The organism is Phreatobacter sp., from assembly GCF_016793595.1.
Taxonomy (GTDB): domain Bacteria; phylum Pseudomonadota; class Alphaproteobacteria; order Rhizobiales; family Phreatobacteraceae; genus Phreatobacter.
In genome coordinates this window covers 363,055-388,286 of the sequence record NZ_JAEULY010000009.1, presented here as the reverse complement: position 1 = coordinate 388,286, position 25,232 = coordinate 363,055, and the positions used below count along the sequence as shown (strand labels likewise).

The 25,232-nt window shown below is 67.2% G+C and carries 23 protein-coding genes; 12 read left to right on the top strand and 11 right to left on the bottom strand.

Going from position 1 to position 25,232, the window contains the following annotated elements:
* The first annotated feature begins 136 nt into the window (after positions 1 to 136).
* Positions 137 to 475, top strand: a complete 339-nt coding sequence (locus JNK84_RS12885; protein ID WP_293424667.1) for a phasin family protein — start codon at positions 137 to 139, stop codon at positions 473 to 475.
* A 73-nt stretch (positions 476 to 548) separates the two neighbouring features.
* Here JNK84_RS12885 and JNK84_RS12880 read toward each other — a convergent pair whose 3' ends face one another.
* The 6 genes from JNK84_RS12880 to JNK84_RS12855 form a co-directional block, all read right to left on the bottom strand.
* Entirely contained in the window at positions 549 to 1,757 is a 1,209-nt protein-coding gene (locus tag JNK84_RS12880) for a vWA domain-containing protein (RefSeq protein ID WP_293424665.1), read from the bottom strand.
* A 178-nt stretch (positions 1,758 to 1,935) separates the two neighbouring features.
* Positions 1,936 to 2,724: an indole-3-glycerol phosphate synthase TrpC gene (gene trpC / locus JNK84_RS12875; protein ID WP_293424663.1), complete on the bottom strand. Its 789-nt coding sequence runs from the start codon at positions 2,722 to 2,724 to the stop codon at positions 1,936 to 1,938.
* A gap of 4 nt (positions 2,725 to 2,728) precedes the next feature.
* Complete coding sequence (trpD, locus tag JNK84_RS12870; protein ID WP_293424661.1) at positions 2,729 to 3,745, bottom strand: anthranilate phosphoribosyltransferase; 1,017 nt, start codon at positions 3,743 to 3,745, stop codon at positions 2,729 to 2,731.
* A complete protein-coding gene (locus JNK84_RS12865; protein ID WP_293424659.1) occupies positions 3,745 to 4,359 on the bottom strand; it encodes an anthranilate synthase component II in 615 nt (204 codons plus the stop codon). Before JNK84_RS12865 ends, trpD begins: the two co-directional genes overlap by 1 nt.
* On the bottom strand, positions 4,356 to 5,873 hold the full coding sequence (gene trpE / locus JNK84_RS12860) for an anthranilate synthase component I (protein ID WP_293424657.1): 1,518 nt from the start codon (positions 5,871 to 5,873) through the stop codon (positions 4,356 to 4,358). Before trpE ends, JNK84_RS12865 begins: the two co-directional genes overlap by 4 nt.
* A gap of 41 nt (positions 5,874 to 5,914) precedes the next feature.
* Positions 5,915 to 7,795: a peptidylprolyl isomerase gene (locus JNK84_RS12855; RefSeq protein WP_293424655.1), complete on the bottom strand. Its 1,881-nt coding sequence runs from the start codon at positions 7,793 to 7,795 to the stop codon at positions 5,915 to 5,917.
* 192 nt (positions 7,796 to 7,987) lie between these two features.
* On the opposite strand from JNK84_RS12855, the gene tpiA reads away from it, so the two are divergent.
* The 11 genes from tpiA to glmS all read left to right on the top strand — a co-directional run bounded on the left by tpiA (position 7,988) and on the right by glmS (position 19,374).
* Positions 7,988 to 8,740: a triose-phosphate isomerase gene (gene tpiA / locus JNK84_RS12850; protein WP_293424653.1), complete on the top strand. Its 753-nt coding sequence runs from the start codon at positions 7,988 to 7,990 to the stop codon at positions 8,738 to 8,740.
* An 11-nt stretch (positions 8,741 to 8,751) separates the two neighbouring features.
* A complete protein-coding gene (gene mdtD / locus JNK84_RS12845) occupies positions 8,752 to 10,158 on the top strand; it encodes a multidrug transporter subunit MdtD (protein WP_293424651.1) in 1,407 nt (468 codons plus the stop codon).
* A 109-nt stretch (positions 10,159 to 10,267) separates the two neighbouring features.
* Positions 10,268 to 10,699 (top strand): preprotein translocase subunit SecG, encoded by a 432-nt coding sequence (gene secG / locus JNK84_RS12840; protein WP_293424649.1) that lies wholly within the window; start codon positions 10,268 to 10,270, stop codon positions 10,697 to 10,699.
* Between the two features lie 175 nt (positions 10,700 to 10,874).
* Positions 10,875 to 12,503 carry a CTP synthase gene (locus tag JNK84_RS12835; RefSeq protein WP_293424647.1) on the top strand — a complete coding sequence of 543 codons (1,629 nt, stop codon included), beginning with the start codon at positions 10,875 to 10,877 and terminating at the stop codon, positions 12,501 to 12,503.
* Positions 12,503 to 12,859: a DUF1190 domain-containing protein gene (locus tag JNK84_RS12830; protein ID WP_293424645.1), complete on the top strand. Its 357-nt coding sequence runs from the start codon at positions 12,503 to 12,505 to the stop codon at positions 12,857 to 12,859. Before JNK84_RS12835 ends, JNK84_RS12830 begins: the two co-directional genes overlap by 1 nt.
* A 48-nt stretch (positions 12,860 to 12,907) precedes the next feature.
* A complete protein-coding gene (locus tag JNK84_RS12825) occupies positions 12,908 to 13,315 on the top strand; it encodes a DUF350 domain-containing protein (protein WP_293424643.1) in 408 nt (135 codons plus the stop codon).
* Positions 13,316 to 13,325: 10 nt separating this feature from the next.
* Positions 13,326 to 13,835, top strand: coding sequence for a hypothetical protein (locus JNK84_RS12820; protein ID WP_293424641.1), 510 nt, complete (start codon positions 13,326 to 13,328; stop codon positions 13,833 to 13,835).
* A 1-nt stretch (position 13,836) separates the two neighbouring features.
* Entirely contained in the window at positions 13,837 to 14,997 is a 1,161-nt protein-coding gene (locus JNK84_RS12815; protein WP_293424639.1) for a glutathionylspermidine synthase family protein, read from the top strand.
* Between the two features lie 103 nt (positions 14,998 to 15,100).
* Entirely contained in the window at positions 15,101 to 15,946 is an 846-nt protein-coding gene (gene kdsA / locus JNK84_RS12810; RefSeq protein ID WP_293424637.1) for a 3-deoxy-8-phosphooctulonate synthase, read from the top strand.
* A 36-nt stretch (positions 15,947 to 15,982) separates the two neighbouring features.
* Positions 15,983 to 17,362: a bifunctional UDP-N-acetylglucosamine diphosphorylase/glucosamine-1-phosphate N-acetyltransferase GlmU gene (gene glmU, locus JNK84_RS12805; RefSeq protein ID WP_293424635.1), complete on the top strand. Its 1,380-nt coding sequence runs from the start codon at positions 15,983 to 15,985 to the stop codon at positions 17,360 to 17,362.
* A gap of 185 nt (positions 17,363 to 17,547) precedes the next feature.
* Positions 17,548 to 19,374, top strand: coding sequence for a glutamine--fructose-6-phosphate transaminase (isomerizing) (gene glmS / locus JNK84_RS12800; protein WP_293424633.1), 1,827 nt, complete (start codon positions 17,548 to 17,550; stop codon positions 19,372 to 19,374).
* A 4-nt stretch (positions 19,375 to 19,378) separates the two neighbouring features.
* Here the strand turns inward: glmS and JNK84_RS12795 are convergent, their stop codons facing one another.
* From JNK84_RS12795 to rnr, 5 genes are all read right to left on the bottom strand, one after another.
* Positions 19,379 to 20,557 (bottom strand): MFS transporter, encoded by a 1,179-nt coding sequence (locus JNK84_RS12795; RefSeq protein ID WP_293424631.1) that lies wholly within the window; start codon positions 20,555 to 20,557, stop codon positions 19,379 to 19,381.
* Between the two features lie 71 nt (positions 20,558 to 20,628).
* Entirely contained in the window at positions 20,629 to 21,555 is a 927-nt protein-coding gene (locus tag JNK84_RS12790; protein ID WP_293424629.1) for a PepSY-associated TM helix domain-containing protein, read from the bottom strand.
* A gap of 84 nt (positions 21,556 to 21,639) precedes the next feature.
* Entirely contained in the window at positions 21,640 to 22,386 is a 747-nt protein-coding gene (locus JNK84_RS12785; RefSeq protein ID WP_293424627.1) for an NUDIX hydrolase, read from the bottom strand.
* Positions 22,383 to 22,880, bottom strand: a complete 498-nt coding sequence (locus tag JNK84_RS12780) for a DUF983 domain-containing protein (RefSeq protein ID WP_367272334.1) — start codon at positions 22,878 to 22,880, stop codon at positions 22,383 to 22,385. Before JNK84_RS12780 ends, JNK84_RS12785 begins: the two co-directional genes overlap by 4 nt.
* Positions 22,853 to 25,198, bottom strand: a complete 2,346-nt coding sequence (gene rnr / locus JNK84_RS12775; protein WP_441343238.1) for a ribonuclease R — start codon at positions 25,196 to 25,198, stop codon at positions 22,853 to 22,855. Before rnr ends, JNK84_RS12780 begins: the two co-directional genes overlap by 28 nt.
* Between the last annotated feature and the right edge of the window lie 34 nt (positions 25,199 to 25,232).

Below are 25,232 nucleotides of genomic sequence, written 5' to 3'. Positions count from 1 at the left end.
TGTCACGGAATTGTTGCAATGCAAAAGATGAATTGACGCACTGCGGAAACGGCGCTTCAATCCGCTGGCGCCGAGGCGTCACGCGCATCCGCGCATCCCGATCAAGCAGCGGCGATTTCGCTTCGAGGAGGCATGCATGGCACAGAATCTGGAAGACGTGCAGAAGCTCGGCAAGGAAGGCCTGGACAGCGCGGTGAAGAGCCTGACGGCCGTTTCCAAGGGCTATCAGGCGATCGCGGCCGAGTTCGTCGACTACACCAAGAAGTCCTTCGAGGATGGTTCGGCAGCGATGGAGAAGCTTGCGACGGCGAAGAGCCTCGGCAAGCTGATCGAGCTGCAGTCGGACTATATGAAGGCCGCCTACGAGGCCGCCATCGCGCGCGCGACCAAGATCGGCGAGCTCTATTCCGAGCTGTTCAAGGAAGCCTACAAGCCCTACGAGGCGACTTTCGGCAAGCTGGCTCCGGCGAAATAGGACCGGCCCCGCTCCATCAGACAGGCAAAAGGCCCGGCACTGCGCCGGGCCTTTTTCATTGAACTGCGGTGTTCTACTGGGTCAGGCGCAGCTGACCGATCTCGGCGGCGATGCGGGCGAAGACCGGGCCGAGTTCGGAGGCGGTGCGGACGTCGTAGTACATCGAGGTCTGGGTGGCGCAGCGGCGCAGCAGCGCGGCGTCACCGTCGATAACGCGGATCGTGTAGAGGCGGATGCCGTTTGCCTTGACGTTGGTGCAAGCGAGGTCCGTGCGCGCGTCGATCGACGTGCCGTTCGTGGTCCAGCGGTTCTGCGTGTTGTCGCCGTCGGTGAGCAGGATGATGATGCGCTCGAGGTCGGGCTCCTGCGCCAGCGTCCGTGCCGTGGTGAGCGGTTGCGACGGTGTCAGCATGTGGAAGCCCCAGACCAGCCCGATCGTGACGTTGGTATTGCCGGCCGGCGACATGGCGTCGACCTTGGTACGCAGGGCGGCCCAGTCGGTGGTCAGCGGCAGGATCGAGGTGAGCGCGCTGTTGGTGCAGTTGCGCGCGGGGAACAGGGTCGAGGCAATGCCTGTGCTGGGCGTCGTGTCGGTGACGTCGTTGCTCTGGTCGCGATCGGCGACGCAGCCGGTCCAGTTGCCGGAATTGAGGCCGCTGACGCCAGCATAGGTCAGCCAGGATTCGTTCTTGTAGGTCGTGCCGACACGAACCTGCACATCGAAGGGCACGATGCCGATGCGGATGGCGTCCGGACGGTTCGCCGCTGCTGCCAGGGTGTTGATCAGATTCTTGGCGGCGTCCTTCAGCGCGGTCATCTTGCCCGAGCTCGCCATCGAGCCGGTATTGTCGAGCACGAGGACGAGGTCGATCTTCTTGGTGCGCCACATGGCGCCAGCTGTACCCGCGACCTGAAGATTGGAGCCGCTGAGGATGTTGGCGATCATCGGGTTGAGCTGACCCGAGCCGGTGACGCGCACCGAGCTACCGTCCATCACCGCCGATACCGTGACGTTGAACATTTCGGTCGGGTTGACGTTGCCCTCGACGATCTGGCGGGCGGCTGCGCTGAGATCGACCGGCGCCTTGCCGTCGGCGACGAGGCGGGCAACGAACAGGGCGGCAGCGTCAAGGGCGGCCTGCAGGCGCGCCTGCTGCTGGCTCATTCGACTGAGATCCACCGCCGCGCAGATCATCATCATGATCGGATACATGGCGACGGCGAAGGCGACGGCGAGCGCGCCCCTTCGGTCCCGTGCGAATTCCCGGAATTTCTTCAGCATCGGATGATGCCCCCCAATCTGCGACCGGGGACGAGAATAACGGGCACCAAATAAGCAAACGGAATCGGGCGTGATTCAATTAAGAGAAGATGCTGTTGTTTCGATTAACCCGAAATTCAGCATATCTGCGCCGATTTTCCAGCAAACGCAGCGGAACGATACCTTCCGCAGCGTCGCCTTACGTCAGGAGCGCGCGTGTCGCTTCCGTAACGTCAGATTGACGCATGAGACTCTCGCCGACGAGCAGTGTCCGGATACCGACTTGTCTCAGGCGTGCTACATCCGATGGGACAAAAATCCCGCTTTCGCCAACGACGATGCGGTCGGCAGGCACGCGCGGCGCCAGCCTCTCCGACGTCGTGAGCGACACCTCGAACGAACGCAGGTCGCGGTTGTTGATGCCGATGAGGCGCGAGGGCAGAGCGAGTGCGCGGTCGAGTTCGGCATCGTCGTGGACCTCGACGAGGGCGTCCATGCCGTAGTCGTCGGCAGCCGCAATGAGATCGGCCGCCAGCGCGTCATCGACAGACGCCATGATGACGAGGATGCAGTCCGCGCCCCAGGCCCGGGCCTCGGCCACTTGATAGGTGTCGTGCATGAAGTCCTTGCGCAATGCGGGCAGGGCGCAGGCAGCACGCGCGGCCGTGAGGAACTCCGGCGCGCCCTGGAAGGATGGCGTATCGGTCAGCACGGACAGGCAGGCGGCGCCGCCCGCCTCGTATGCGCGCGCGAGCGCGGGGGGATCGAAGTCCGGCCGGATCAGCCCCTTGGACGGGCTCGCCTTCTTGATCTCGGCGATGAGGGCAGGCTTGCCGGCCGCGATCTTCGCCTCGATCGCTTGCGCGAAGCCACGGATGGGATCGGCGGCGCGGGCGGCGGCATCGACCACCCAGAACGGGCGAGAACGCTTGGCGGCGGCGATTTCCTCGCGCTTGTAGGTCTCGATCTGCTTGAGAATATCGGCCATCGGTTCAGGTCGCGGAGGAGACGGCGACGAGCCGGTCGAGCCGGGCCGCCGCATGGCCCTCGTCGAGGCTCTTCTGTGCCAGCGCGAAACCGTCCGGCAGGGTTGCGGCCTTGCCGGCAACCACCAGCGAGGCGGCGGCGTTCAGCGCAGCGACGTCGCGATAGGCATTGCGCGCCCCCGCGAGCACCGCGCGCAGCGCCGCCGCGTTGAAGGCGGCATCGCCGCCCTTCAGGTCGGCAGGCGAACAGGGTGCGAGGCCGACATCGCCCGGACCGATCTCGAAGGTCGAGACGGTTCCGCCCTTGAGTTCGGCAACCTGGCTCGGACCGGTGCCGGTCACCTCGTCGAGCCCGTCCGAGCCGTGGACCACCCAGGCGTGGGAGGAGCCGAGATTGTTCAGGACCTCGGCGAGCGGGCGTACCCACTGTCCCGAATAGACGCCGACCATCTGCCGCTTCACACCAGCCGGATTGGAGAGCGGCCCCAGCAGGTTGAAGATCGTCCGCGTGCCGAGTTCGACGCGCGTCGGGCCGACGAATTTCATCGCGGGGTGGTGCGCGGGCGCGAACATGAAGCCGATACCGGCCTCGCGGATGCAGCGGGCGATGGCGGCCGGACCGAGGTCGATCTTGACGCCGAGCGCCATCAGGCAGTCGGCCGCGCCGGAGCGCGAGGACAGGGCGCGGTTGCCGTGCTTGGCGACCGGAACGCCGGCGCCGGCCACGATGAAGGCGGCGCAGGTGGAGATGTTGAGGGAGTGGGACGCATCGCCACCGGTGCCGACCACATCGACCGCGTCGGCCGGGGCCTCGACGGTCACCATCTTGGCGCGCATGGCCATGACCGCGCCGGTGATCTCGTCGACGGTCTCGCCGCGCACGCGCAGGGCCATCAGGAAGCCGCCGATCTGCGAGGGTGTGGCGTCGCCCGACATGATCTGGTCGAAGGCCGTCACGGCCTCCTCCCGCGTCAGCGGGACGCCGGTCGCGGCCTTGGCGATGAGGGTCTTGAACTGTTCCATCAGGGACGCTTGTGGCTGCGGTTCCACTCGGATGCAAGGGCGAGGAAATTGCCGATCATCCGGTGACCATGCTCCGAGGCGATGCTCTCGGGATGAAACTGCACGCCATGGACCGGGCGCTCGCGGTGCATCAGCCCCATGACGACGCCGTCATCGGACTCGGCGGTGATTTCCAGCGCATCGGGCCAGCCGGCCCGGTCGACCGTCAGCGAATGGTAGCGCGTCGCCTGGAAGCGGCCGTTGATGCCGCGGAAGACGCTGCGGCCGGAATGACTGATCTCCGACACCTTGCCGTGCATCGGCTTCGGCGCGCGGACCACCGCGCCGCCGAAGACCTGACCCATGGCCTGGTGGCCGAGGCAGACGCCGAACATCGGGATCGTTTCCGATGCCTTGCCGATCAGTTCGAGGCAGATGCCGGCCTCGTTGGGCGTGCAGGGGCCGGGGGAGAGCACGATGGCGTCGGGTTTCGCCGCGATCACAGCATCGGCCGTCGTCTTGTCGTTGCGGATGACCTCGACATCCGGCCGTGCGCCGTCGATCTCCTGCCCGCCGATATAGTGGACGAGGTTCCAGGTGAAACTGTCGTAATTGTCGATGAGGGTGATCTTCACTGGCCCCTCCCGGCGCGCGCGGCCGTCTTCACCGCCTCGTCGGCCGCGTAGAGCAGGGCCTTCGCCTTGTTGACGCATTCGGCCTGTTCCATCGCGTTGACGCTGTCGGCGACGATGCCGGCGCCCGCCTGAACATACATCTGGCCGTCCTTCACGACGGCCGTTCGCAGCACGATGCAGGTATCCATGGCGCCGGTCGCGGAGAAATAGCCGACGCAGCCGGCATAGAGGCCGCGCTTCTCCTTCTCCAGTTCGTCGATGATCTGCATGGCGCGCACCTTGGGCGCGCCCGAGACGGTGCCGGCAGGAAAGCCCGCCGCCATGGCGTCGATCAGGTCGTGTTTCGGGTCGAGCTCGCCCTCGACATTCGAGACGATGTGCATGACGTGGGAATAGTGCTCGAGGAAGAACTTGTCGGTCACCTCGACAGTACCGATCTGCGAGACGCGGCCGACATCGTTGCGGCCGAGATCGAGCAGCATGAGATGCTCGGAGCGTTCCTTTGGATCAGCGAGCAATTCCTCACCGAGGCGCTTGTCCTCGGCCGGCGTCGCGCCCCGCGGACGCGTGCCGGCGATGGGGCGTATCGTGACCCTGCCATCCCGGACGCGCACCAGGATTTCCGGCGATGAGCCGGCTACGGAAAAGCCGTCGAAGGCGAGATAATAGAGGAACGGCGAGGGATTGACGCGCCTGAGCGCCCGGTAGAGCGAGAAGGGCGGCAGGGTGAAAGGTGTCGAGAAGCGCTGCGACAGCACGACCTGGAAGATGTCACCGGCCGCGATGTACTCCTTCGCCCGATCCACCATGGCCGAATAGTCCTCGACGGAGGTGTTCGAGACGAGGCCGGCCATGATCTCGGCGTGGTCGGGCAGGGGTGTCTGCTTGTCGAGCGGCGTATCGAGAGCGTCGACGACCCCGATCAGGCGGTCCACCGCGCGGTCATAGGCCGCCTTGGCGGTCTGGCCGGCCTGCGGGCGCACCGGCGTCACCACCGTGATCTGGTCTTTCACGGCATCGAAGACGAGAACCACGGTCGGGCGGATGAACAGCGAATCCGGCAGGCCGAGCGGGTCGGGGGGGGCATCCGGCAGATGCTCCATCTGTCGGACCATGTCGTAGCCGAGATAGCCGAAAACACCCGCCGCCATGGGCGGCAGGCGCTCGGGGATGTCGATGCGGCTCTCGGCCAGCAGCTTGCGCAGCTCGGCGAGCGGTGCGTCGGGCAGCGGCGCGAAAGTGTTCCGGTCGGCAGCGGGCCGGCGGTTGACCTCGGCGACCTGACCGCGGCAGCGCCAGATCAGGTCGGGTTCGAGGCCAAGGATCGAGTAGCGGCCCTTGATCGCGCCGCCCTCGACCGATTCCAGCAGGAAGGCATTGGTCTTCCCACCGGCGATCTTCAGATAGGCCGAGACGGGCGTTTCCAGATCGGACACCAGCGTCGTCCAGACCACCTGCGGCCGGGCCGCGGCGTGGACGGGCTGGAAGGCCTCGAAGGCCGGTTCGATCTGCATGACATCCTCATAGGCATGGCCCTCGATTGCTGGTCGCGGGCCTATTGCGCCGTTCCGCCAATGGCGCGGGTGAGCTGGGTCTGGTTGACTGTGGAGCCGAAATCACGCTGGAGCCGGCTGATATACTGCGTGAGGACGTCGTCCTCGATCGACTGTTGCAGCTGGTCGCGCGTGCGCTGGTCGAGCGCGGCATTGGCGGGAAGCACGATATCGCCGGTGACGAAGACCAGACGGTCTATGCCGTCGGCGGCCGGCGCATTGGCCGCCTGGCCCTTCGGCGTCGAGAACAGCCGCTGCACGGCGGCCGCGCCCCAGGGGCCGTCGGTGCCGCTGCGCGGCAGGGCGGGCGTCGTCCGGACCTCCAGCGATCTCGCCTGCGCCACTTCCGCGACCGGCTTGCCGCCGGCGATCTCGGCGGTGATCTCATCGGCCAGCTTGCCGATGCGCTGGCGCACCTCGTCCTCGCGCCAGCGGGCCTCGACGCGGTCCTTGACCTCATCGAGCGCGCGGTCGCGGGCCGGCGTGATGCCGGCGACCTCGTACCAGACCCAGAGCCCGGACTGACGGTTGTTGGCCGGCTCATTCTCCAGGCCGACCTCGGCGCGGAAGGCGGGCGCGAGGAAATCGCTCGCGCCCACAAGGTTGAGCTGGACGCCGGCGGGATCGTTGCCCTGGGCATCGACGGCATCGACCGTGGTGACCGACAGGCCGACCTTGGCTGCGATGTCGGCGAGCGGCAGGCCGGACGAGCGCTCGCGCTCGATCTTGTCATGGAGGTCGTTGACCGCGCCGCGCGCCATGTTGCGGGCAAGGGTCAGGCGAGCCTGTTCGCGCGCCTGTTCGACGTTGAACGGATCGATCTTCGTCACGCGCAGGAGAACCGTGCCGAAAGCACCGCGCACCGGTTCGCTGACGACGTTTTCGGCGAGGGAGAAAGCGGCATCGCGCACGGCCGGGTCGGTGACCTGCGCGCGCGCGAGGTGGCCGATGGCGAGGTCGGCGGGTGCGATGCTCCGTTCCTTGGCGAGATCGTCGAAGGACAGGCCTTCCTTGATCTTGGCGGCGGCGGCGGCGGCGTCCTCGGCGTTCGGGAAGCTGATCTGCTGGATGGTGCGGCGCTCCGAGGTCTCACGCAGGCGCGAAAGCTCGGCCTCGACCTGCTCGGGCGGCACCTGCTGGAAGCCGACCTGCTCGTCGGGCGAGAGCGTGAGCAGCACCAGCTTGCGGTATTCGGGCGCGCGGAAGGCAGCCTTGTTGGCGTCGAAATAGGCCTGCAGGGCGGCGGCATCCGGAGCGGCGATGTCGCCGACCTGCGCCGAGCCGACGACGAAATATTGCGCCGCGCGGGTCTCGTTCTGGAACCGCGTCATGGCGTCGATGAGCGCCTGCGGCGTCGACATGCGGTCGGACACAGCGCCAGCGATCTGCTGGCGCACCGCGAGGCGGCGCTCGAGCTCGATATAGACCGGTTCGGTATAGCCGTTCTGACGCAGCAGTTCCTGGAAGGCGGTGCGGTCGAACTGGCCGGTCGGGCCGCGGAAGGAGGGCGTCGACATGATGCGCGTGCGGATCGTGTCGTCGTCGATGCCAAGGCCGAGCTGGCGGCCGCGCTCGTCCAGCGTCGCGTCGGTGAGGAGCTGGCCGAGAATGCGCTGGTCGATGCCGAATTGGCGCGCCTGGTCGGGTGTCACGCCACGGCCGAGCATGCGGCCGAGGTTCTGCACCTCGCGGTTATAGGCCGTCTGGAAGCTCTGCACCGAAATTTGCGTGCTGCCGACCTGGGCGAGGGTGGTGGAGGTGCCGCCCCGGAAGATGTCGCCGATGCCCCAGACCGCGAAGCTCGCGACGAGCAGGCCCATGAGCGCGATCAGCACGCCGCGCATGATGCCCTTGGCGAAGGTGTTGCGAAGGCCGGTCAGCATGCCGGTCGATTCTCCGGAAGGCGGCGCCCGGTCTGGACCGTGCACTGCGAAAGGGTTTGAAAAAGTCGGCGGAGCATAGTGACCGGCCCCTAGCGGGGCAAGCAGGCGGGATATCGCTGTCCGGAGCCCCGAAGGTGGCGCTGAAGGGAGGGTTCTGCTAGTCAGCCGCCGACCCGTCCATGGAGGAACCGAATGAGCGTCCGCCCCCTCGTCGCCGGCAACTGGAAGATGAACGGAACGCGCGCAGCGCTCAAGGAACTGGGCCTGATGGCCGAAGGCTACGACGCCGCGCTCAGGGCCAATGTCGATCTGATGATCTGCCCGCCCGCGCCGCTGGTCTTCCTTGCCGCCGCCGCTGCCATCGGCACGCGCATCGGCATCGGAGCGCAGGACTGCCACGCGGAGATCTCGGGCGCCTTCACCGGCGAGGTTTCGGCTGAAATGGTCGCGGATTCGGGCGCTGGCGCGGTGATCGTCGGGCATTCCGAGCGCCGGCAGTATTTCAAGGAGACGGACGCCGTCGTCGAGGCCAAGGCCCGCGCGGCGATCCGGGCAGGGCTCGCGGCCATCGTCTGCGTCGGCGAGACGCGCGAGGAGCGCGCGGCCGGCAAGACCCTCGCCGTGGTTGGCCGGCAGGTCGCCCGCTCGGTGCCGGAGGGCGCGACGCCCGCGACCGTCATCGTCGCCTATGAGCCGGTCTGGGCGATCGGCACCGGCCTGACACCGACGACCGCGGATGTCGCCGAGGTCCATGCCCTGATCCGCAAGAAGCTGACCGGCCGTCACGGCAAGCAGGCCGCGGGCATCCGCATCCTCTACGGCGGGTCGGTGAAGCCGGCCAATGCCAGGGAACTCATGGCCGTGCCCAATGTCGATGGTGCGCTGGTCGGTGGCGCCAGCCTCAAGGCAGCCGATTTCCTCGCCATCGCCGCGGCTTACCGGTAGGGGGCAGCGCGATGGAGCCGGCCCGCCTGAAGATCCTGCTCTGGATCGTCGCGGTCGGCTTCTTCATGCAGACACTGGACTCGACCATCGTCAACACGGCCCTGCCGTCGATGGCGCGCTCGCTGGGCGAGAGCCCGCTCAACATGCACTCCGTGGTGATCGCCTATTCGCTCACCATGGCCATGCTGATTCCAGCTTCGGGCTGGCTCGCCGACCGTTTCGGCACGCGTAAGGTCTTCCTTGGCGCGATCGTACTGTTTGTCGCCGGCTCGCTCGCCTGCGCGAGTTCGCAGACGCTGATGCAGCTTGTCGCGGCACGGGTGGTGCAGGGGGCCGGCGGGGCCATGCTCCTTCCGGTCGGCCGTCTCGTCGTTCTCCGCAACGTGCCGCGCGACCAGTTTCTCGCGGCCATGAGCTTCGTCGCCATTCCCGGCCTGATCGGCCCGCTGATCGGCCCGACGCTCGGCGGCTGGATGGTGCAGGCGGCGTCCTGGCACTGGATCTTCCTGATCAACGTGCCGGTCGGCATCGTCGGGGCCGCGATGACCTGGCTCTACATGCCGGACAACCGCGCCGTCTCCGCCGGCCGTTTCGACATGGTCGGCTATCTGATGCTGTCGGTTGGCATGGTGGCGTTGTCCTTCTCGCTCGACGGCGTCGCCGAACTCGGCATGGAGCGGGCGACCGTGCTGGTTCTGCTGGTCTTCTCCTTCGCGCTGATCATCGCCTATGGCCTGCATGCCCAGAGGCGGCCGGACCCGCTGTTCCCGCTCAGCCTGTTCCGCATCCACACCTATACGGTCGGCCTGCTCGGCAACCTGTTCGCGCGGATCGGCTCGGGCGCCATGCCCTTCCTGTTGCCGCTGCTGCTGCAGATCGGCCTCGGCCGCACGCCGATGGAGGCGGGCATGATGATGCTGCCCGTGGCTGCCATGGCGATGACCGCCAAGCGCATCGTGCCTGCCTTGATCGCGCGTCACGGCTACCGGCGGGTGCTGGTGTGCAACACGATCCTCGTCGGCAGCCTGATGGCCAGCTTCTCGGCTTCGCCGAGCCTGCCGCTCTGGGCCATGCTGATCCAACTCGGGCTCTATGGTGGCGCTAACTCGATCCAGTTCACCGCCATGAACACGGTGACCCTGCGCGATCTCGATGCTGCGGGCGCGGGCAGCGGCAACAGCCTGTTCTCGATGGTCCAGATGCTGTCGATGAGCCTCGGCGTCACCGTGGCCGGGGCGCTGCTAGCGGCCTTCTCCAGCTATTTCGGCCGGGCGACGCCTGTCGAGGCGCTGGCAGCCTTCCGCGCAACCTTCCTGTGCATCGGCCTCATTACCTGCGCGTCGGCCTGGATCTTCTGGCAACTCGCGCCTGGAATCAGGGGCGGCGGGGCGCCGACGGAGCCGGGCGAGGCTGGCTAGAGCCCAAAGGCTTCCTATATGGGGCGCTGGCTGGTTGCGGCGGGGTAGGCAAGCCGGAACCGATCGTGTAGAGACCCGCATCTTTCAACGACAGGACCGTTTCGCGGCCATGCAGTCGGTTGTTCTCGTCATCCACCTGATGATCGTGCTCGCGCTGATCGTCGTGGTGCTCCTCCAGCGCTCCGAAGGCGGCGGCCTCGGCATGGGCGGGGGCGGCAATTTCATGTCGTCGCGCGGCACGGCCAACGTGCTGACGCGCGCGACGGCCATTCTCGCGGCCGCGTTCTTCTTCACCTCGATCGTGCTGGCCCTGCTGGCGACGCAGGGACGTTCGTCCCGCTCGCTGCTCGACCGGCCGGCAACGTCCGCTCCGGCGGCGCCGGCAACGCCCACGGCTCCGGCCGTGCCGGGCGCTCCGCAGGTGCCGCAGTCGGGCGGGCAGGGTGGCACCGGCATGCTCGAAGGCCTGCGCGGCATGTCGCAGCCCCCGGCGGCTCCGGCTGGTGGCTCGCAGCCGCCGGCGCCCGCGCCGCAGCAGTAATCTGGGGACGGGAGGTTTTTCCTCCCGCCCGGCCGTTGCTCGAACCGGGCGACGAGCGCATGACGCATCGCACCAGGGCCGGGCGACCGGCCCTTCTCTTTTGTCCGGGAGAAAGGGCAGCCACGCGCTTGCCTTGCTACCCGAATCGGCCGTGGCGCTTTAAAGAGGAGGCCCCATGACGCGGTATATTTTCATCACCGGCGGCGTGGTCTCGTCCCTCGGTAAAGGTCTGGCTTCAGCGGCGCTCGGCGCGCTGTTGCAGGCGCGTGGATACACGGTCCGGCTGCGCAAGCTCGATCCCTATCTCAATGTCGATCCGGGCACGATGAGCCCGACGCAGCACGGCGAGGTCTTCGTGACCGACGACGGCGCTGAAACCGACCTCGACCTCGGTCATTACGAGCGCTTCACCGGCCGGCCGGCGACGCGGCAGGACAACATCACCACAGGCCGCATCTACCAGGACATCATCGCCAAGGAGCGGCGCGGCGACTATCTCGGCGCGACCATCCAGGTCATTCCGCACGTCACCGACGCGATCAAGGACTTCGTGCGCACCGGCAACGAGGGCATCGACTTCGTGCTGGTCGAGATCGGCGGCACGGTCGGCGATATCGAGGGCCTGCCGTTCTTCGAGGCGATCCGCCAGCTCTCGAACGAACTGCCCGAGGGCGACAGCATCTTCGTCCACCTGACGCTGCTGCCGTTCATCGCTTCGGCAGGTGAGCTCAAGACCAAGCCGACCCAGCATTCCGTTCAGGAGCTGCGTTCCATCGGCATTGCGCCTGACATCCTGCTCTGCCGCTGCGACCGGCCGATCCCCGAGGGCGAGCGCAAGAAGTTGGCGCTGTTCTGCAACGTCAAGCCATCAGCCGTGGTCGAGGCGCGCGACGCCGCCTCCATCTATGACGTGCCGCTCGCCTACCATAAGGCCGGGCTCGACACCGAGGTCCTGCGCTCGTTCGGCATCGAGGCCAAGGGCGAGCCCGACATGCGCCGGTGGGCCGACGTCTCCTCGCGGGTTCACAACCCCGAGGGCGAGGTCAACATTGCCATCATCGGCAAGTACACGGGCCTGAAGGACGCGTACAAGTCGCTGATCGAGGCGCTGGCGCATGGCGGCATGGCCAATCGAGTCAAGGTCAATCTCGAATGGATCGAGAGCGAGGTCTTCGAGCACGAGGACCCGTCGCCCTACCTTCAGGACGTGCACGGCATTCTGGTGCCCGGCGGCTTCGGCCAGCGCGGCGCCGAGGGCAAGATTCGCGCGGCGCGCTTTGCCCGCGAGCGCAAGGTGCCCTATTTCGGCATCTGCTTCGGCATGCAGATGGCGGTGATCGAGGCGGCGCGGAACCTCGCCGGCGTCGGCAACGCCAATTCCACCGAGTTCGGCCCGACCGCGGAGCCGGTCGTCGGTCTGCTCACCGAGTGGCTGAAGGGCAATGAGCTCCAGAAGCGCACCTCGGGCAGCGATCTCGGCGGCACCATGCGCCTCGGCGCCTACACGGCGCATCTGAAGCCGGATTCGAAGATCGCGTCGATCTACCGCTCCGACGTCATTTCCGAGCGCCACCGGCACCGCTACGAGGTCAATCTCGACTATCGCAAGCGGCTGGAGGACAACGGCCTCGTCTTCACCGGGCTGTCGCCGGACGGCGTTCTGCCCGAAACGATCGAATATCCGGACCATCCCTGGTTCATCGGCGTGCAGTACCATCCGGAATTGAAGAGCCGGCCCTTCGACCCGCACCCGCTGTTCCGCTCGTTCATCGAGGCGGCCAAGGTGCAGTCGCGGCTCGTCTGATGCGCGCCGGCGCGGCCGTCGTCGCCGTGGCGATCGTCGGGGCGGCCGGCCTCATGGCCTATCTCTGGATGTCAGGCGGCGAATGCGGCGATGCGCCGGTCTATCGCTCCGTCGAGGCCTGCGCGGCCGGCGGGCGAACTGCTGGCGTCTGTGCTGACCTACTGCGTCAGGCAGATGCCGCGCTCGCGCGCTCCGGGCCGGTCCACAACACCCGCGAGCAATGCGAGGATCGGTTCGTGACATGCCAGCGAAGCATTGGCGCGACAGGCTTCGCGCCGCGCGCCCAGGGTTTCTGCGTCAGGCGAGGGCCACCCGAAACCGTCGTGCCGATCTTCGGCCCGCGTGGTGGCGGCTGACGCGGGCCCGGGCTAGCATCGAGTGCCTTCCTACCCAAGGGGAAATCGATGAACATTGCCGATTATCTGTCCGGTTTTCCTGCCTTTATGGCTCATTTTATTCTCGCCATCGGCTATCTCGTCGCCTACCTCGCCATCTATACAGCCGTCACTCGCCATGACGAGCTGGCATTGCTGAAACAGGGCAATGTCGCGGCGGCCATCGCGCTTGGCGGCAGCGTGCTCGGCTTCTCCCTGCCGCTCGCGGCTTCCGTCGAATATTCCGAGTCGATCGTCGACAACGCCCTCTGGGCGATGGTGTCGCTGGTGGTGCAGATCGGCGTCTATCTCCTGATCAAGCTGCCGATGCGCGACCTGAACCGGCGGATCGAGAACGGCGAGATCGCCACCGCCCTCATCTTCGCGGCTCTCTCCATCTCCGCCGGCCAGCTCGCGGCCGCGTCGATGACGACCTGAGGAAGGTGCCATGACCGACAACCCGTCGCCCGGCCTGGAACCGGAACGCAAGCGCTCGCTGCTCCTCTCGCCCGTCGGTATCGGCGCCATGGCGCTGCTCGGCACGGGCACGTTCGCCGCCACCAACGGCTTCGGCCTTGGCGGGCGACCCTGCGCCAGCCAGCAGATCGCGACCACGGCGGCCCAGTGTCAGGCGCTTGGTGGCACAGTGGCGGCCTGCACCGCCGCCTTTGCGAGCGGGCCACAGGCGATCGGGCTCACGCGGACCAGCAGCAGTTCGGCCTGGGTACCGCAGCCGTTGCGCTCCCTGCCGGGCGGCACCTACCAGACGATGGGCGGGGCAGCCTTCACGCCCAATTCCTGCACGCGCTCGTCGTCGAGCCGGTCGTCATCCTCGAGTTTCTACTGGGGCGGTGGTTCGTCGGGGGGCTCGTCGTCGGCCGGCGTCAGCTCGGGCTCCTCATCGGTGACCCGCAGCGGCTTCGGATCGACCTCCCGCGGCTTCTCGGGAGGCGGCTGACATGCAGCGCATCGCCATGGCCGAGCGACCGAACTGGCGCGACCTCGCGACCGAATTCGGCTTCGACTATGCCCATCCGGATGGGCAGCGCTACTGGGACGAGCGCGCCGCCTACACGTTCACGCTGCGCGAGATCGAGGACGACCTCGAGGCCGCGACCAGCGAAATGGTCGGCCTCTGCGGCGAGTTCGTCGGCAAGGCGATCCGGGACGGAGCGTATCTGAAGCGGTTGGGCATTCCGGAAACCCATTGGGAATGGATCGCCGAGAGCTGGGATCGCTCGGACCCCAGCCTCTACGGCCGTTTCGACTTCGTCTATGGCGCGGGCGGGCCGGCGAAGCTGCTGGAATTCAACGCGGACACGCCGACCGCGCTCTACGAGGCGGCGGTGTTCCAGTGGTACTGGCTGGAGGACCGGATCAAGGCCGGCGCGCTGCCTGAAGGCGCCGACCAGTTCAACAGCCTGCACGACAAGCTGATCGCGCGCTTCGCCGCGATGAAGCGGCAAGGCACCATGTATCTGACCGCCTTCTCGGCCGAGACCGAGGACCGCAAGACCGTGGAATATCTCGCGGAGCTCGCGCAGGAGGCCGGCCAGCCGGTCGAACTGCTCGACATTTCGGATATCGGCCTCGACGGCAACGGCCGCTTCGTGGACGAGAAGAACCGGACGATCCACGCGATCTTCAAACTCTACCCATGGGAATGGCTGCTGGCCGAACAGTTCGGCGAGGCTCTGCCGAACGCCTCGACCATCTGGATCGAGCCGCCGTGGAAGATGCTGCTATCGACCAAGGCGCTGCTGCCGGAGCTCTGGAAGCTCGCGCCAAACCATCCAAACCTCCTGGAATCCTATTACGAGGACGATCCGGCGGCGCGGAATCTGGGCAGGGACTATGTCGCCAAGCCCATCTTCTCGCGCGAGGGCGCCAATGTCGAAATCCGCAAGGGCGGCGTCACTGTCGCGGCGCCGGAGGGGCCCTACGACACCCTGCCGCGTGTCGTTCAGGCCGTGGCGCCGGATGCGGTCTTCGAGGGGATGCGGCCGGTGATCGGCTCCTGGATCGTCGATACCGAGCCCGCCGGCATTGGAATCCGCGAGGACAAGGGGCTTGTGACCGGCAATCGCTCCTGTTTCGTGCCGCACGCCATCGTCGGTTGATCGCAGCGGCCCCAAGCCCCATCTCGGGTTGATCGCAAGGGGCGGGTCTGCCAGAAGGCCCGTTTCCGGAGCCGCCCGCCGGGCCGGCAGGAGATCGACAGCCGTGATTGCAGCCCTTGAACAGGCCACCGTTTCCGTCGGTGGCGTCAGCTTCGGCAATCGCCTGCCGCTGGCCCTGATCGCCGGCCCCTGCGCCATGGAGAGCCGCGCGCACGCGCTGGAGGTGGCCTCGGCGCTCAAGGAAATCACGCAGAGGACCGGTATCGGGCTTGTCTACAAGTCGTCCTTCGACAAGGCCAACCGCACGTCCGGAAAGTCCTCGCGCGGCATCGGCCTGAAGGCGGCCATGCCGATCTTTGCCGAGGTGAAGGAGACGCTCGGCCTGCCGGTCGTCACCGACATCCACGAGATCGAGCAGTGCGCGCCGGTCGCCGAGGTGGTCGATATCCTGCAGATTCCGGCCTTCCTGTGCCGCCAGACCGACCTTCTGGTCGCAGCTGCGAAGACCGGTCGGGCAGTGAATGTCAAGAAGGGCCAGTTCCTCGCGCCGTGGGACATGGCGAATGTCGCCGCCAAGGTGACGGAGGCCGGCAATCCCAACGTCATGGTGACTGAGCGCGGCGCGTCCTTCGGCTACAACACGCTGGTCTCCGATATGCGGGCGCTGCCGATCATGGCCGAGACGACCGGCGCGCCGGTGATCTTCGACGCCACCCATTCGGTGCAGCAGCCGGGCGGCAAGGGCTCGTCCTCGGGCGGCCAGCGCGAATATGTGCCGATTCTCGCGCGCGCGGCGGTGGCGGTCGGCGTCGCCGGCCTGTTCATCGAGACGCATCCGGACCCGGACAAGGCGCCGTCCGATGGGCCGAACATGGTGCCGCTGAGGGAGATGGAGGGTCTGCTCAAGACCCTCGTCGCCTTCGACCGTCTGGCGAAGGGCATCGCCTGAGCCCACAATCCAGCGGCCTCCGAATCGGATTCGTCCATGACCGAACGCACCTGCCTTTCCATCGTGCTCGCGGCGGGCGAGGGCACGCGGATGAAGTCCGCCAAGCCCAAGGTCCTCCACGAGGTCGCGGGCCTCTCCATGCTCGGCCACGTCCTCCGGGCGGTTTCCGACGCGGGCGGCACGGCGGCGGCTGTCGTCGTCGGGCCAGGTCGCGAGGATGTCGCCGCCGAGGCGCGGCGGCTGGTTCCCGACGCCTCGGTGCATGTGCAGTCCGAACGGCTCGGTACCGCCCATGCGGTGCTGCATGCCGAGGAGGTGCTGGCGCGCGGGTTCGATGACGTGATCGTTGCGTTCGGTGATACGCCGCTGGTGACAGCCGATACCTTCGCAAAGCTTCGCGCCGGCCTTGCCGAGGGTGCGGCTGTGGTGGCGCTCGGATTCGAGGCGGCCGATCCCTTCGGCTATGGCCGGCTGGTGGTGGAGGGCGGCGCGCTGCTCGCCATCGTCGAGGAACGCGAGGCGAGCGAGGAGCAGCGCGCCATCACGCTGTGCAATGGCGGGCTGATGGCGCTTTCGGGCGCCTATGCCGTCGAGATCCTGAAATGGATCGGTAATGCCAATGCCAAGGGCGAGTATTACCTCACCGACGCCGTGGCGATCGCCCGGAACATGGGCCTGCGCGCCGCCTTCGTCACCGCGGCGGAGGAGGACGTCCACGGCGTTAACGACCGTGTGCAGCTGGCGGCGGCGGAAACGATCATGCAGGTGCGCCTGCGCGACGCCGCGATGCGCGCCGGCGTGACCATGGCCGCGCCCGAAACGGTGTTCCTCGCCTTCGACACGGCATTCGGGCGGGACGTGGTGCTCGAGCCGCACATTGTCGTCGGCACCGGCGTTACCGTCGAGGACGAGGTCACCATCCGCGCCTATTCGCATCTCGCCGGCTGCCATATCGCGAAGGCCGCAACGGTCGGACCCTTCGCCCGCATCCGCCCGAAGAGCCGGATCGGGGAGGGCGTGCATATCGGCAATTTCGTCGAGGTGAATCGGACCTCGATGGGCGCCAAGGCGGAAGCCAATCATCTCGCCTATCTCGGCGACGCCACCGTCGGGGCGGGGACCAATATCGGCGCGGGCACCATCACCTGCAATTTCGACGGCGCGGACAAGAACCCGACCGTCATCGGCCGCGACGTCTTCGTCGGCTCGAACTCGACGCTGGTCGCGCCGCTGACCATCGGCGACGAGGTGCTGGTCGCGGCCGGCTCCACGATCACGCAGGACGTCGCGGACGGCGCGCTCGCCTTCGGCCGGCCGCGACAGGCGGCGCTGCCGGGCCGGGGTGCGGAGAAGATCCGCTCCAACAAGGTGCGGCGGGCGGAGCGCAAGGCGAAGGAAGCCGCCGGGAAGGCCTGAGATTTCCGCAATGCCTCGTGCGGGGTATTCATCCTTCGATCGGCCCTTGCGCGCCGCTGCAACCGGCCTGTCTCATATCGTCACAGCATTTCATTTCCCGGCGGCATCTGCCCGCCGTTAAACCCCCTTTGACGCTGGATCGCTTATTACCCAAGCGGATTCGGGGCGGATTGGAGCCAAAGCGCATGTGCGGGATCATCGGCATCCTCGGCAAGGAGCCCGTCGCGGGCCAGCTCGTCGACAGCCTGAAGCGGCTCGAATATCGCGGCTACGACTCGGCGGGCGTCGCCACGCTCGAGGGTGGCGTGCTCACGCGCCGGCGCGCGGAGGGCAAGCTGCGCAACCTGGAGGCGGCCCTCGCCAAGGCGCCGCTGGCAGGAACCATCGGCATTGGACACACCCGCTGGGCGACCCATGGCGCCCCGACCGAGACCAATGCCCATCCCCACGCCTCGGAAGGCGTGGCGGTGGTCCATAACGGCATCATCGAGAATTTCCGCGAGCTTCGGCAGGAGCTGGAAGCCAAAGGCGTGGTCTTCTCCACCCAGACCGATACCGAGACGGTGGCGCATCTGGTCGGGCACGAGATGAAGTCGGGCAAGAGTCCGGCCGATGCCGTGGGAGCGGTGCTGCCGCGCCTGCGCGGAGCCTTTGCGCTCGCCTTCGTCTTCGAGGGTAACGAGAACCTGCTGATCGGCGCCCGCAAGGGCTCGCCGCTGGCGGTCGGCTATGGCGAGGGCGAGATGTATCTCGGCTCCGACGCCATCGCGCTGGCGCCCTTCACCTCCGCCGTGGCCTATCTCGAAGAGGGCGACTGGGCGATCCTCGACCGCACTTCCGTCGAGATTCGCGACGAGATGGGTCATGTGGTGCAGCGGCCGGTGATCCGCTCCTCAGCGACGGCCTTCCTGGTCGACAAGGGCAACCACAAGCATTTCATGCTCAAGGAAATCTACGAGCAGCCCGAGGTCGTGGCGCGCACCACGGCGCATTACCTCGACATGGCCAGCGGCAAGGTGCGCCTGCCCGCCGACCTGCCGTTCGACTGGTCGGCGCTGCCGCGCATCTCGATTGCCGCCTGCGGCACGGCCTATCTCGCCGGGCTCACCGCCAAATACTGGTTCGAGCGTTTCGCGCGCATCCAGGTCGACATCGATATCGCCTCGGAGTTCCGCTACCGCGAGACGCCGATGGTGCCGGGCGGCCTGATGATCGTGGTCTCGCAGTCCGGCGAGACCGCCGACACCCTGGCATCGCTGCGCTACGCCAAGGAAAACGGCCAGCACGTGCTGGCGGTGGTCAACGTGCCGACTTCGACCATCGCCCGCGAGAGCCACATCGTCATGCCGACGCTGGGCGGGCCGGAGATCGGCGTCGCCTCCACCAAGGCCTTCACCTGCCAGCTCGCGGTGCTCGCCTCGCTCGCCATTGCCGCCGGCAAGGCGCGCGGCTTCGTCAAGCCCGACGAGGAGGACAAGCTGGTGCGCGCCATGATGGAGGCGCCGCGCTACATGAACGAGGCGCTGAAGCTGGAGGAGCACATTTCCGGCATCGCCAAGGCGCTGTCGAAGGCGCGCGACGTGCTCTATCTCGGCCGCGGCACATCCTATCCCATCGCGCTCGAAGGCGCGCTGAAGTTGAAGGAACTCTCCTACATCCACGCCGAAGGTTATGCGGCGGGCGAGCTGAAACACGGGCCCATCGCGCTGATCGACGAGACCATGCCGGTCGTGGTCATCGCGCCGCACGACAAGGTCTACGAGAAGACCGTCTCGAACATGCAGGAAGTGGCGGCGCGCGGCGGCCAGATCATTCTCATTACCGACGAGAAGGGCGCCGAGCACGCGGAAGTCGAGACGGTCGCGACCATTGTCGTGCCGGACGTGCCCGCGACCATCGCGCCGCTGGTCTATTCGGTGCCGATCCAGTTGCTCGCCTATCACACGGCGGTGGAGATGGGCACGGATGTCGACCAGCCGCGCAATCTCGCCAAGAGCGTAACTGTGGAGTGACGCTTCACACCGGCTTGCGCAGCACGATCATCCGGCCGAGCACCACGGCGAGATAGGCGAGGAACAGCACCGCGAGCGTCGCGGGCATGCCGTGCGGCGGCCAGAGATCCATGCCGGCGCCCGCCATTGGCGGGCCGACGATCAGGCCGATCGAATACATCACGACGAAGGCGGCGTTGGCCTGGGCGAGGTCCGCGCCGCGGAACCGGCTACCGAGATGCGCGAGGCCAACCGTGTAAAGCCCAGTGACGATGCCGCCCCACAGGAACAGGAGCGCCATCAGCCCGACCTTCGACAGCGGCAGCAACGCCATGGCGGCCATGCCGACCGCGCCGATCGTCGCGCAGCACAGCAGGACCCATCGGCGGTCGACGCGGTCGGCGACGAGGCCGATGGGGATCTGGAACAGCACGTTGCCGAGAACGAAGGCCGAGATGAGCGACACCGCGCCCATGGCGTCGAGACCGATCGCCATGCCGTAGAGCGGCAGCAGTGCGATGGCGCCCGTTTCGGCCGCGCCGAAGGCGAGGGCGGCGAGCGTGCCCGCGGGCGCCGCCCACAGGAAGCTCATGACGCCGGTCGAGGGATGGTCCTCGATGGCCGGAGCCCTGCCGCCGGCGAACAGGACGGGCAATGCCGCCAGTGCGAACAGGGCGGCGCCGGTGAAATAGGGCAGCGGCCCCGACGTCCCGACCAGCGCCAGGACCTGCGGGCCGGTGGCGAAGCCGACGGAGAGCGCGGTCGCATAGGCCCCCAGCACCAGGCCGCGGCGGCCTTCAGGTGCGGCGGCGTTGATCCAGTATTCCGATAGGACGAAGAGCACGGCCAGGGCCGCGCCGAGGATGAAGCGCAGGGGGAACCAGAGCCAGATCGGCTCCGCCACCTGGAAGGCCAGCAACGACACCACGCCGAGCGCGATCGCCGCGCTGAGCACGGCCTGCATACCGAAGCGGCGCGCCCAGCCGGAAATGAACGGAGCGCAGGCGACTGTCGCGATGCCGCCCATGGCGGTGTTGATCCCGATCAGCGTTCGCGACGCGCCCTTGGCGTCGAGTGCGAAGGACAGGAGCGGAATCGACAGCGACAGGCCGATGCCCACCGCCACGATGCATGCGATGGCTGCGGCGATGGAGACGACGCGGTCGCGGGAGAAGGCTTCGGCAGGCGAGATTGATGCGGTCATGAGGCCGCCTCACATGGCGCGGCGACGTCATCATGACAAGGCGGACGACGGCAGGTCTGTCAGGCGGACGATCAGGCGGCCATGGGTCCGGTGGTCTGTTGCGTCCGCGTCCGCTGCGGCCGCCTTCGGAAGCGCCGCCGCGCCCAGATGAGCAGGCCCGTCGTCATCAGCGCGACGAAGGCGATGGAAATGACCACGTTCATCAGCCCTGACCAGACGCCCGCGAAATTCCCTTCATGCAGCAGGCGCGGCCAGTTGCGCGATGCCGGCTCAAGACCCGAGCGTGTGACGGCATGAACGCGGTACTCGCCATTGACGATGAGGCGTGCGAGCAGCCGCCCGCCACGCCCACGTAGCCAGACGAGATTCGAGAGGTCGTGCTGCGTCCCGATGACGCGGACGGCTTCGGCGACGGCGAGCGGCTCCGCCCGGCTGGCCGTAGTGCCCGCGAAACTGATGCCCCATGCGAGGAACAGGCCCGTCAATGGCGAGAGCACCAGCAGCGGCAGCAGAAACCAGGCTGTCGCCTTGTGCCAGCCCGACAGGGAGTTGGCCAGACGCGGCCATCCCATGGCAATGCCGAGCACGACCAGCAGCAGCATGGCCATGGTCGAGATATGGACCAGCCAGCCGAGGTCCAGCATCAGCGTCTCGTGCAGGACGCGGGAATAATAGAACAGGTTGGAGGCCGCGCCGTCCTCGGTCAGCTCCGCGCCTGTGCGGATATCGACATCAATCGTGTCGTCCGGTCGCACGCCGCCGATGGACAGGCGGTTCTCGTAGCTGCGGAATGCGAGCGCGCGGGCCTTACCCTCGGGATCATGGCGGGCAAGCACATTCTCGACCATTGCGAGGGTGAGCGAACCAGGGGCGCTGGAAGCGATCTGAGCAACCGGTTCGAACGACAGAACGAGACCGCTGAGCACGATCACTGCCAGCGGGACGGCGAAAACCAGCGTCACCCAGCGATGGAGCCTCAACAGCCACGGCTTCCACATCGGCTCCCCCTCGCGCAGAACGCGTCATTCTGACGCATTAGTTAGGAGGGGAGCCGGGACGGGCTCAAATGAATTCGCGGTAATCTAGTCGATCAGCTCGCGCCGGAATTCCTTGCGAACCATGAAATAGAACGGCACCGGCAGCAGCGGCGAGAACCCCTTGGCGATACGCTCGCCCAGTTCCTCCAGCACCACCGTCGTGATGGTCGGGAGATCTTCCTTGAGGGCTTCCTCGAGGGTCAGCCATTTCAGCTCGGTCAGCTCCGCATGCGGACCGACCACGCCTTCAAGCCGGTGGACGATCTTGTCGGCGTCGCAAGCGAAGAAGCGTGTGTCGAACCGCTTGGGCCGTCGCGGCGGGGTGATCGCGCGGGCGACGAAGTGGAGCGATTCGAGATCGGGGAAGACGCCATGTTCGGCGAAAGCCTCCCAACCCTTCGGCACGGATTCCGGCTTGCCGGCGTCGCGGGTGCCGAGCAGCAGGCCGGTTTCCTCGCAGGTCTCGCGGATGGCCGTGAGCGCCAGCGAGCGGGCCCGCGACATGGAGGGGCGCTGGACGCGTGCCATGAGCCGGGCCTGCGCCCGATCGTCGAGCGTGCCATAGACCGGCATGGCGCGGTCGTCGGGATCGCGTCGGCCGCCGGGGAAGACGAACTTGCCGGGCATGAATTTGAGGTCGTCGCGGCGCTTGCCCATCAGCACCTTCGGCTTGCTCGCCGTCCGGTCGATGAGGATGAGGGTCGCGGCATCGACCGGCTTCTGGTTGGCCCAGCGCTGCTCGCGTTCGGTCTTGGTCAGGCGCTCGGCGAGCGCGACACCCTTGTCGCTCATGCGGGAATAACTGCCTTGGCGGGGTTGGCGAGCTTGCGGTCTTCGTCGGCTTCGGCGCTGTGCTCATCGAAGCCGTGCATGCGCAGGGCCCATTGATAGCCGACGACGGCTCCCTTGATCGGCGGGAGCATGGCCAGCGACATGATGAGGGTCAGCGGCAGCCAGAGAACGAAGTGGATCCACAATTCCGGCTGATAGCGCAGCTCCAGCCACATCAGCATGGGCACGACGATGTGGCCGACGACCATGATCGTCAGATAGGGCGGCGCGTCGTCCGCGCGGTGATGGGACAGCACTTCGCCACAATGGTCGCAGGCGGGCGCGACCTTCAGGTAGGAGGTGAAAAGGTGGCCCTGACCGCAGGCCGGGCAGCGGCACATCATGCCGCGCCGGACGGCTTGCCAGAGATCGCGGGCCGGCTGCTCCGCCGGTTGCTCGATCGGTTGGCCATGCAGAATCTGGACGCTCATTTCTTGCGGCCCTTCTTTTTCCACGGTGGTTTGGACGGCCGGTCACCCGGCCGCGCGCGCCGCCCGTCAGAAAAGCCGTCGTCGCGCCTGCTGCGGCGTATTTGCCCCTCGCGCCCCTGTCGCGCAACCCCGGCGCGGCCATCGCTCATCAGTTCGAAACGCAGGGCTCCGGCGACCGGCGCGGCCTCGACCAGTTTGACCGTCACCGTGTCGCCGAGCCGGTATGTCTCGCCGGTGCGGGTGCCGACGAGCGCCTGCAGGCCCTCCTCGTAGCGGAAATAGTCGCCGCCGATGGTGGAGGCCGGCACAAAGCCGTCCGCGCCCGTGTCGTCCAGCTTCACGAACAGGCCGGAGCGGGTCATTCCCGAGATGCGGGCGCCGAAAATGTCGCCGACACGGTCGGCGAGATGGGCCGCGATCAACCGGTCGATGGTTTCGCGCTCGGCGGCCATGGCGCGCCGCTCGGCCGCCGATATCTCGGCCGCGATCTCGGCGAGGGAGGCCGCCTGTCCGTCCGGCAGGCCGTCGTTTCCGAGGCCGAGCGCGCGGATCAGGCCGCGATGGACGATGAGGTCAGCGTAGCGGCGGATCGGCGAGGTGAAATGCGCATAACGGCGCAGGTTCAGGCCGAAATGGCCGATATTTTCCGGCGAGTACTCGGCCTGGCTCTGCGAGCGCAGCACGACCTGGCTGACCAGCTCGGTCGAATCGGTGCCTTTCGCGCGCGCGAGGATCTGGTTGAAGTTCGTGGGACGCAGCAGCGCCGCCTTGGGCAGCGCGATGTCCATCGTCTTCAGGAACTCCTTCAGGGTCAGCAGCTTCTCCATGCTCGGCGCGTCATGGATGCGATACATGCAGGGCGTGCGGTGCTTCTCCAGCGTCTCGGCGGCGCACACATTGGCGAGGATCATCATCTCCTCGATCAGCCGGTGGGCATCGAGGCGCCGGGGCACCACCACGCGGTCGACCATGCCGTCAGGCTTGAGGAGGATCTTGCGCTCGGGCAAATCGAGATCGAGCGGCTCGCGGTCGTCGCGCGCCCGCTTCAGCGCCGCATAGGCTTCCCAAAGAGGCTTCAGGATCGGCTCGACGATGCCTTCCGTGATCTCGTCCGTATGGCCGTCAATGGCTCCTTGAGCCTGCTGATAGGCGAGCTTTGCCTCCGACCGCATCAGAATGCGATGGAAGGAATGCGACTTGCGTCGCCCGTCGGCGCGGATCACCACCCGGCAGGCCATGGCCGGCCGGTCCTCGCGAGCCTTCAGCGAGCAGAGGTCGTTGGAGATGCGCTCGGGCAGCATCGGGACGACGCGGTCCGGGAAATAGACGGAGTTGCCGCGGATCGCCGCCTCGCGGTCGAGCGCGGTTCCTGGCCGCACATAGGCGGCGACATCGGCAATGGCGATGGTCAGGATGAAGCCGCCGGGATTGTCGGGCGAGGGGTCCGGCTCTGCGTGGACCGCGTCATCATGGTCCTTGGCGTCGGCCGGGTCGATGGTGACCAGAGGCAACTTGCGCCAGTCCTCGCGCTTGCCGAGGCTGACAGGTTCCGCGCGCTCTGCCTCCGCCAGCGTGTCGGCACGAAAGACATGAGGAATGCCGTGAACCTCGAGGGCGATGAGCGAGATCGCCTTCTCCGATTTCAGGTTGCCGAGCCGCTCGCGGACCTTGGCGACCGGCGGACCGAAGCGCGAGGTGCGGACAATGTCGACGGCGACAAGATCGCCGTCCTTCGCCTCGCCCGAGGCCTCGTCGGGAATAATGAGTTCGCGGCCGACATTCTTCTTATCGATGGGGATCAGCCGCCCGCCATGGCCGGGCACGGCGCGGAACACGCCGATGGTGCGCGAGCGGCCGCGGTCGAGGATCTTCATCACCCGCGCGACGGGACGAGGATCATCCCCCGCCGAGCCGCCATCGGCAATCCGCACCAGCGCGCGGTCGCCGAGGCCGGGAACGGGATCGCCGGGGCGCGGACGGCGGGGCAGGGCGATCAGGATGTCGGGAGCCGCGCCTTGCTCCTCCTCGTCCCATTCGGAGGGTGAGGCGACGAGGTCGCCGTCGGCGTCACGGCTGACGATATCGACCACGAGCACCGGCGGCAGGGCGCCGTGCTTGGCCACCTTGCCGCGGCCCTTGGTGACGAGCCCTTCGTCCACCGCGTCGCGCAGAAGCGCCTTCAGGGCCTGCTTGTCGGCGCCATGCAGGCCGAAATGACGGGCGATCTCGCGCTTGCCGACGCGCCCCGGCTGGCTGGCGATGAAGGCTAGCACATCCTCGCGGCTCGGCAGGCGCGAGGGGCTGTCGGGATCGTCCTTGGAGAATTTCGGCTTGCGGGGCAATGCGAATCCGGATCACGCGCCGCGCGGAAAGCCG

What these genes read in the sequence shown, in the direction of transcription:
- JNK84_RS12885 (WP_293424667.1), top strand. Translation starts at nt 137, where the DNA reads ATGGCACAGAATCTGGAAGACGTGCAGAAGCTCGGCAAGGAAGGCCTG.
- JNK84_RS12880 (WP_293424665.1), bottom strand. Translation starts at nt 1,757, where the DNA reads ATGCTGAAGAAATTCCGGGAATTCGCACGGGACCGAAGGGGCGCGCTC.
- trpC (WP_293424663.1), bottom strand. Translation starts at nt 2,724, where the DNA reads ATGGCCGATATTCTCAAGCAGATCGAGACCTACAAGCGCGAGGAAATC.
- trpD (WP_293424661.1), bottom strand. Translation starts at nt 3,745, where the DNA reads ATGGAACAGTTCAAGACCCTCATCGCCAAGGCCGCGACCGGCGTCCCG.
- trpE (WP_293424657.1), bottom strand. Translation starts at nt 5,873, where the DNA reads ATGCAGATCGAACCGGCCTTCGAGGCCTTCCAGCCCGTCCACGCCGCG.
- JNK84_RS12855 (WP_293424655.1), bottom strand. Translation starts at nt 7,795, where the DNA reads ATGCTGACCGGCCTTCGCAACACCTTCGCCAAGGGCATCATGCGCGGC.
- tpiA (WP_293424653.1), top strand. Translation starts at nt 7,988, where the DNA reads ATGAGCGTCCGCCCCCTCGTCGCCGGCAACTGGAAGATGAACGGAACG.
- mdtD (WP_293424651.1), top strand. Translation starts at nt 8,752, where the DNA reads ATGGAGCCGGCCCGCCTGAAGATCCTGCTCTGGATCGTCGCGGTCGGC.
- secG (WP_293424649.1), top strand. Translation starts at nt 10,268, where the DNA reads ATGCAGTCGGTTGTTCTCGTCATCCACCTGATGATCGTGCTCGCGCTG.
- JNK84_RS12835 (WP_293424647.1), top strand. Translation starts at nt 10,875, where the DNA reads ATGACGCGGTATATTTTCATCACCGGCGGCGTGGTCTCGTCCCTCGGT.
- JNK84_RS12830 (WP_293424645.1), top strand. Translation starts at nt 12,503, where the DNA reads ATGCGCGCCGGCGCGGCCGTCGTCGCCGTGGCGATCGTCGGGGCGGCC.
- JNK84_RS12825 (WP_293424643.1), top strand. Translation starts at nt 12,908, where the DNA reads ATGAACATTGCCGATTATCTGTCCGGTTTTCCTGCCTTTATGGCTCAT.
- JNK84_RS12820 (WP_293424641.1), top strand. Translation starts at nt 13,326, where the DNA reads ATGACCGACAACCCGTCGCCCGGCCTGGAACCGGAACGCAAGCGCTCG.
- JNK84_RS12815 (WP_293424639.1), top strand. Translation starts at nt 13,837, where the DNA reads ATGCAGCGCATCGCCATGGCCGAGCGACCGAACTGGCGCGACCTCGCG.
- glmU (WP_293424635.1), top strand. Translation starts at nt 15,983, where the DNA reads ATGACCGAACGCACCTGCCTTTCCATCGTGCTCGCGGCGGGCGAGGGC.
- glmS (WP_293424633.1), top strand. Translation starts at nt 17,548, where the DNA reads ATGTGCGGGATCATCGGCATCCTCGGCAAGGAGCCCGTCGCGGGCCAG.
- JNK84_RS12795 (WP_293424631.1), bottom strand. Translation starts at nt 20,557, where the DNA reads ATGACCGCATCAATCTCGCCTGCCGAAGCCTTCTCCCGCGACCGCGTC.
- JNK84_RS12790 (WP_293424629.1), bottom strand. Translation starts at nt 21,555, where the DNA reads ATGTGGAAGCCGTGGCTGTTGAGGCTCCATCGCTGGGTGACGCTGGTT.
- JNK84_RS12785 (WP_293424627.1), bottom strand. Translation starts at nt 22,386, where the DNA reads ATGAGCGACAAGGGTGTCGCGCTCGCCGAGCGCCTGACCAAGACCGAA.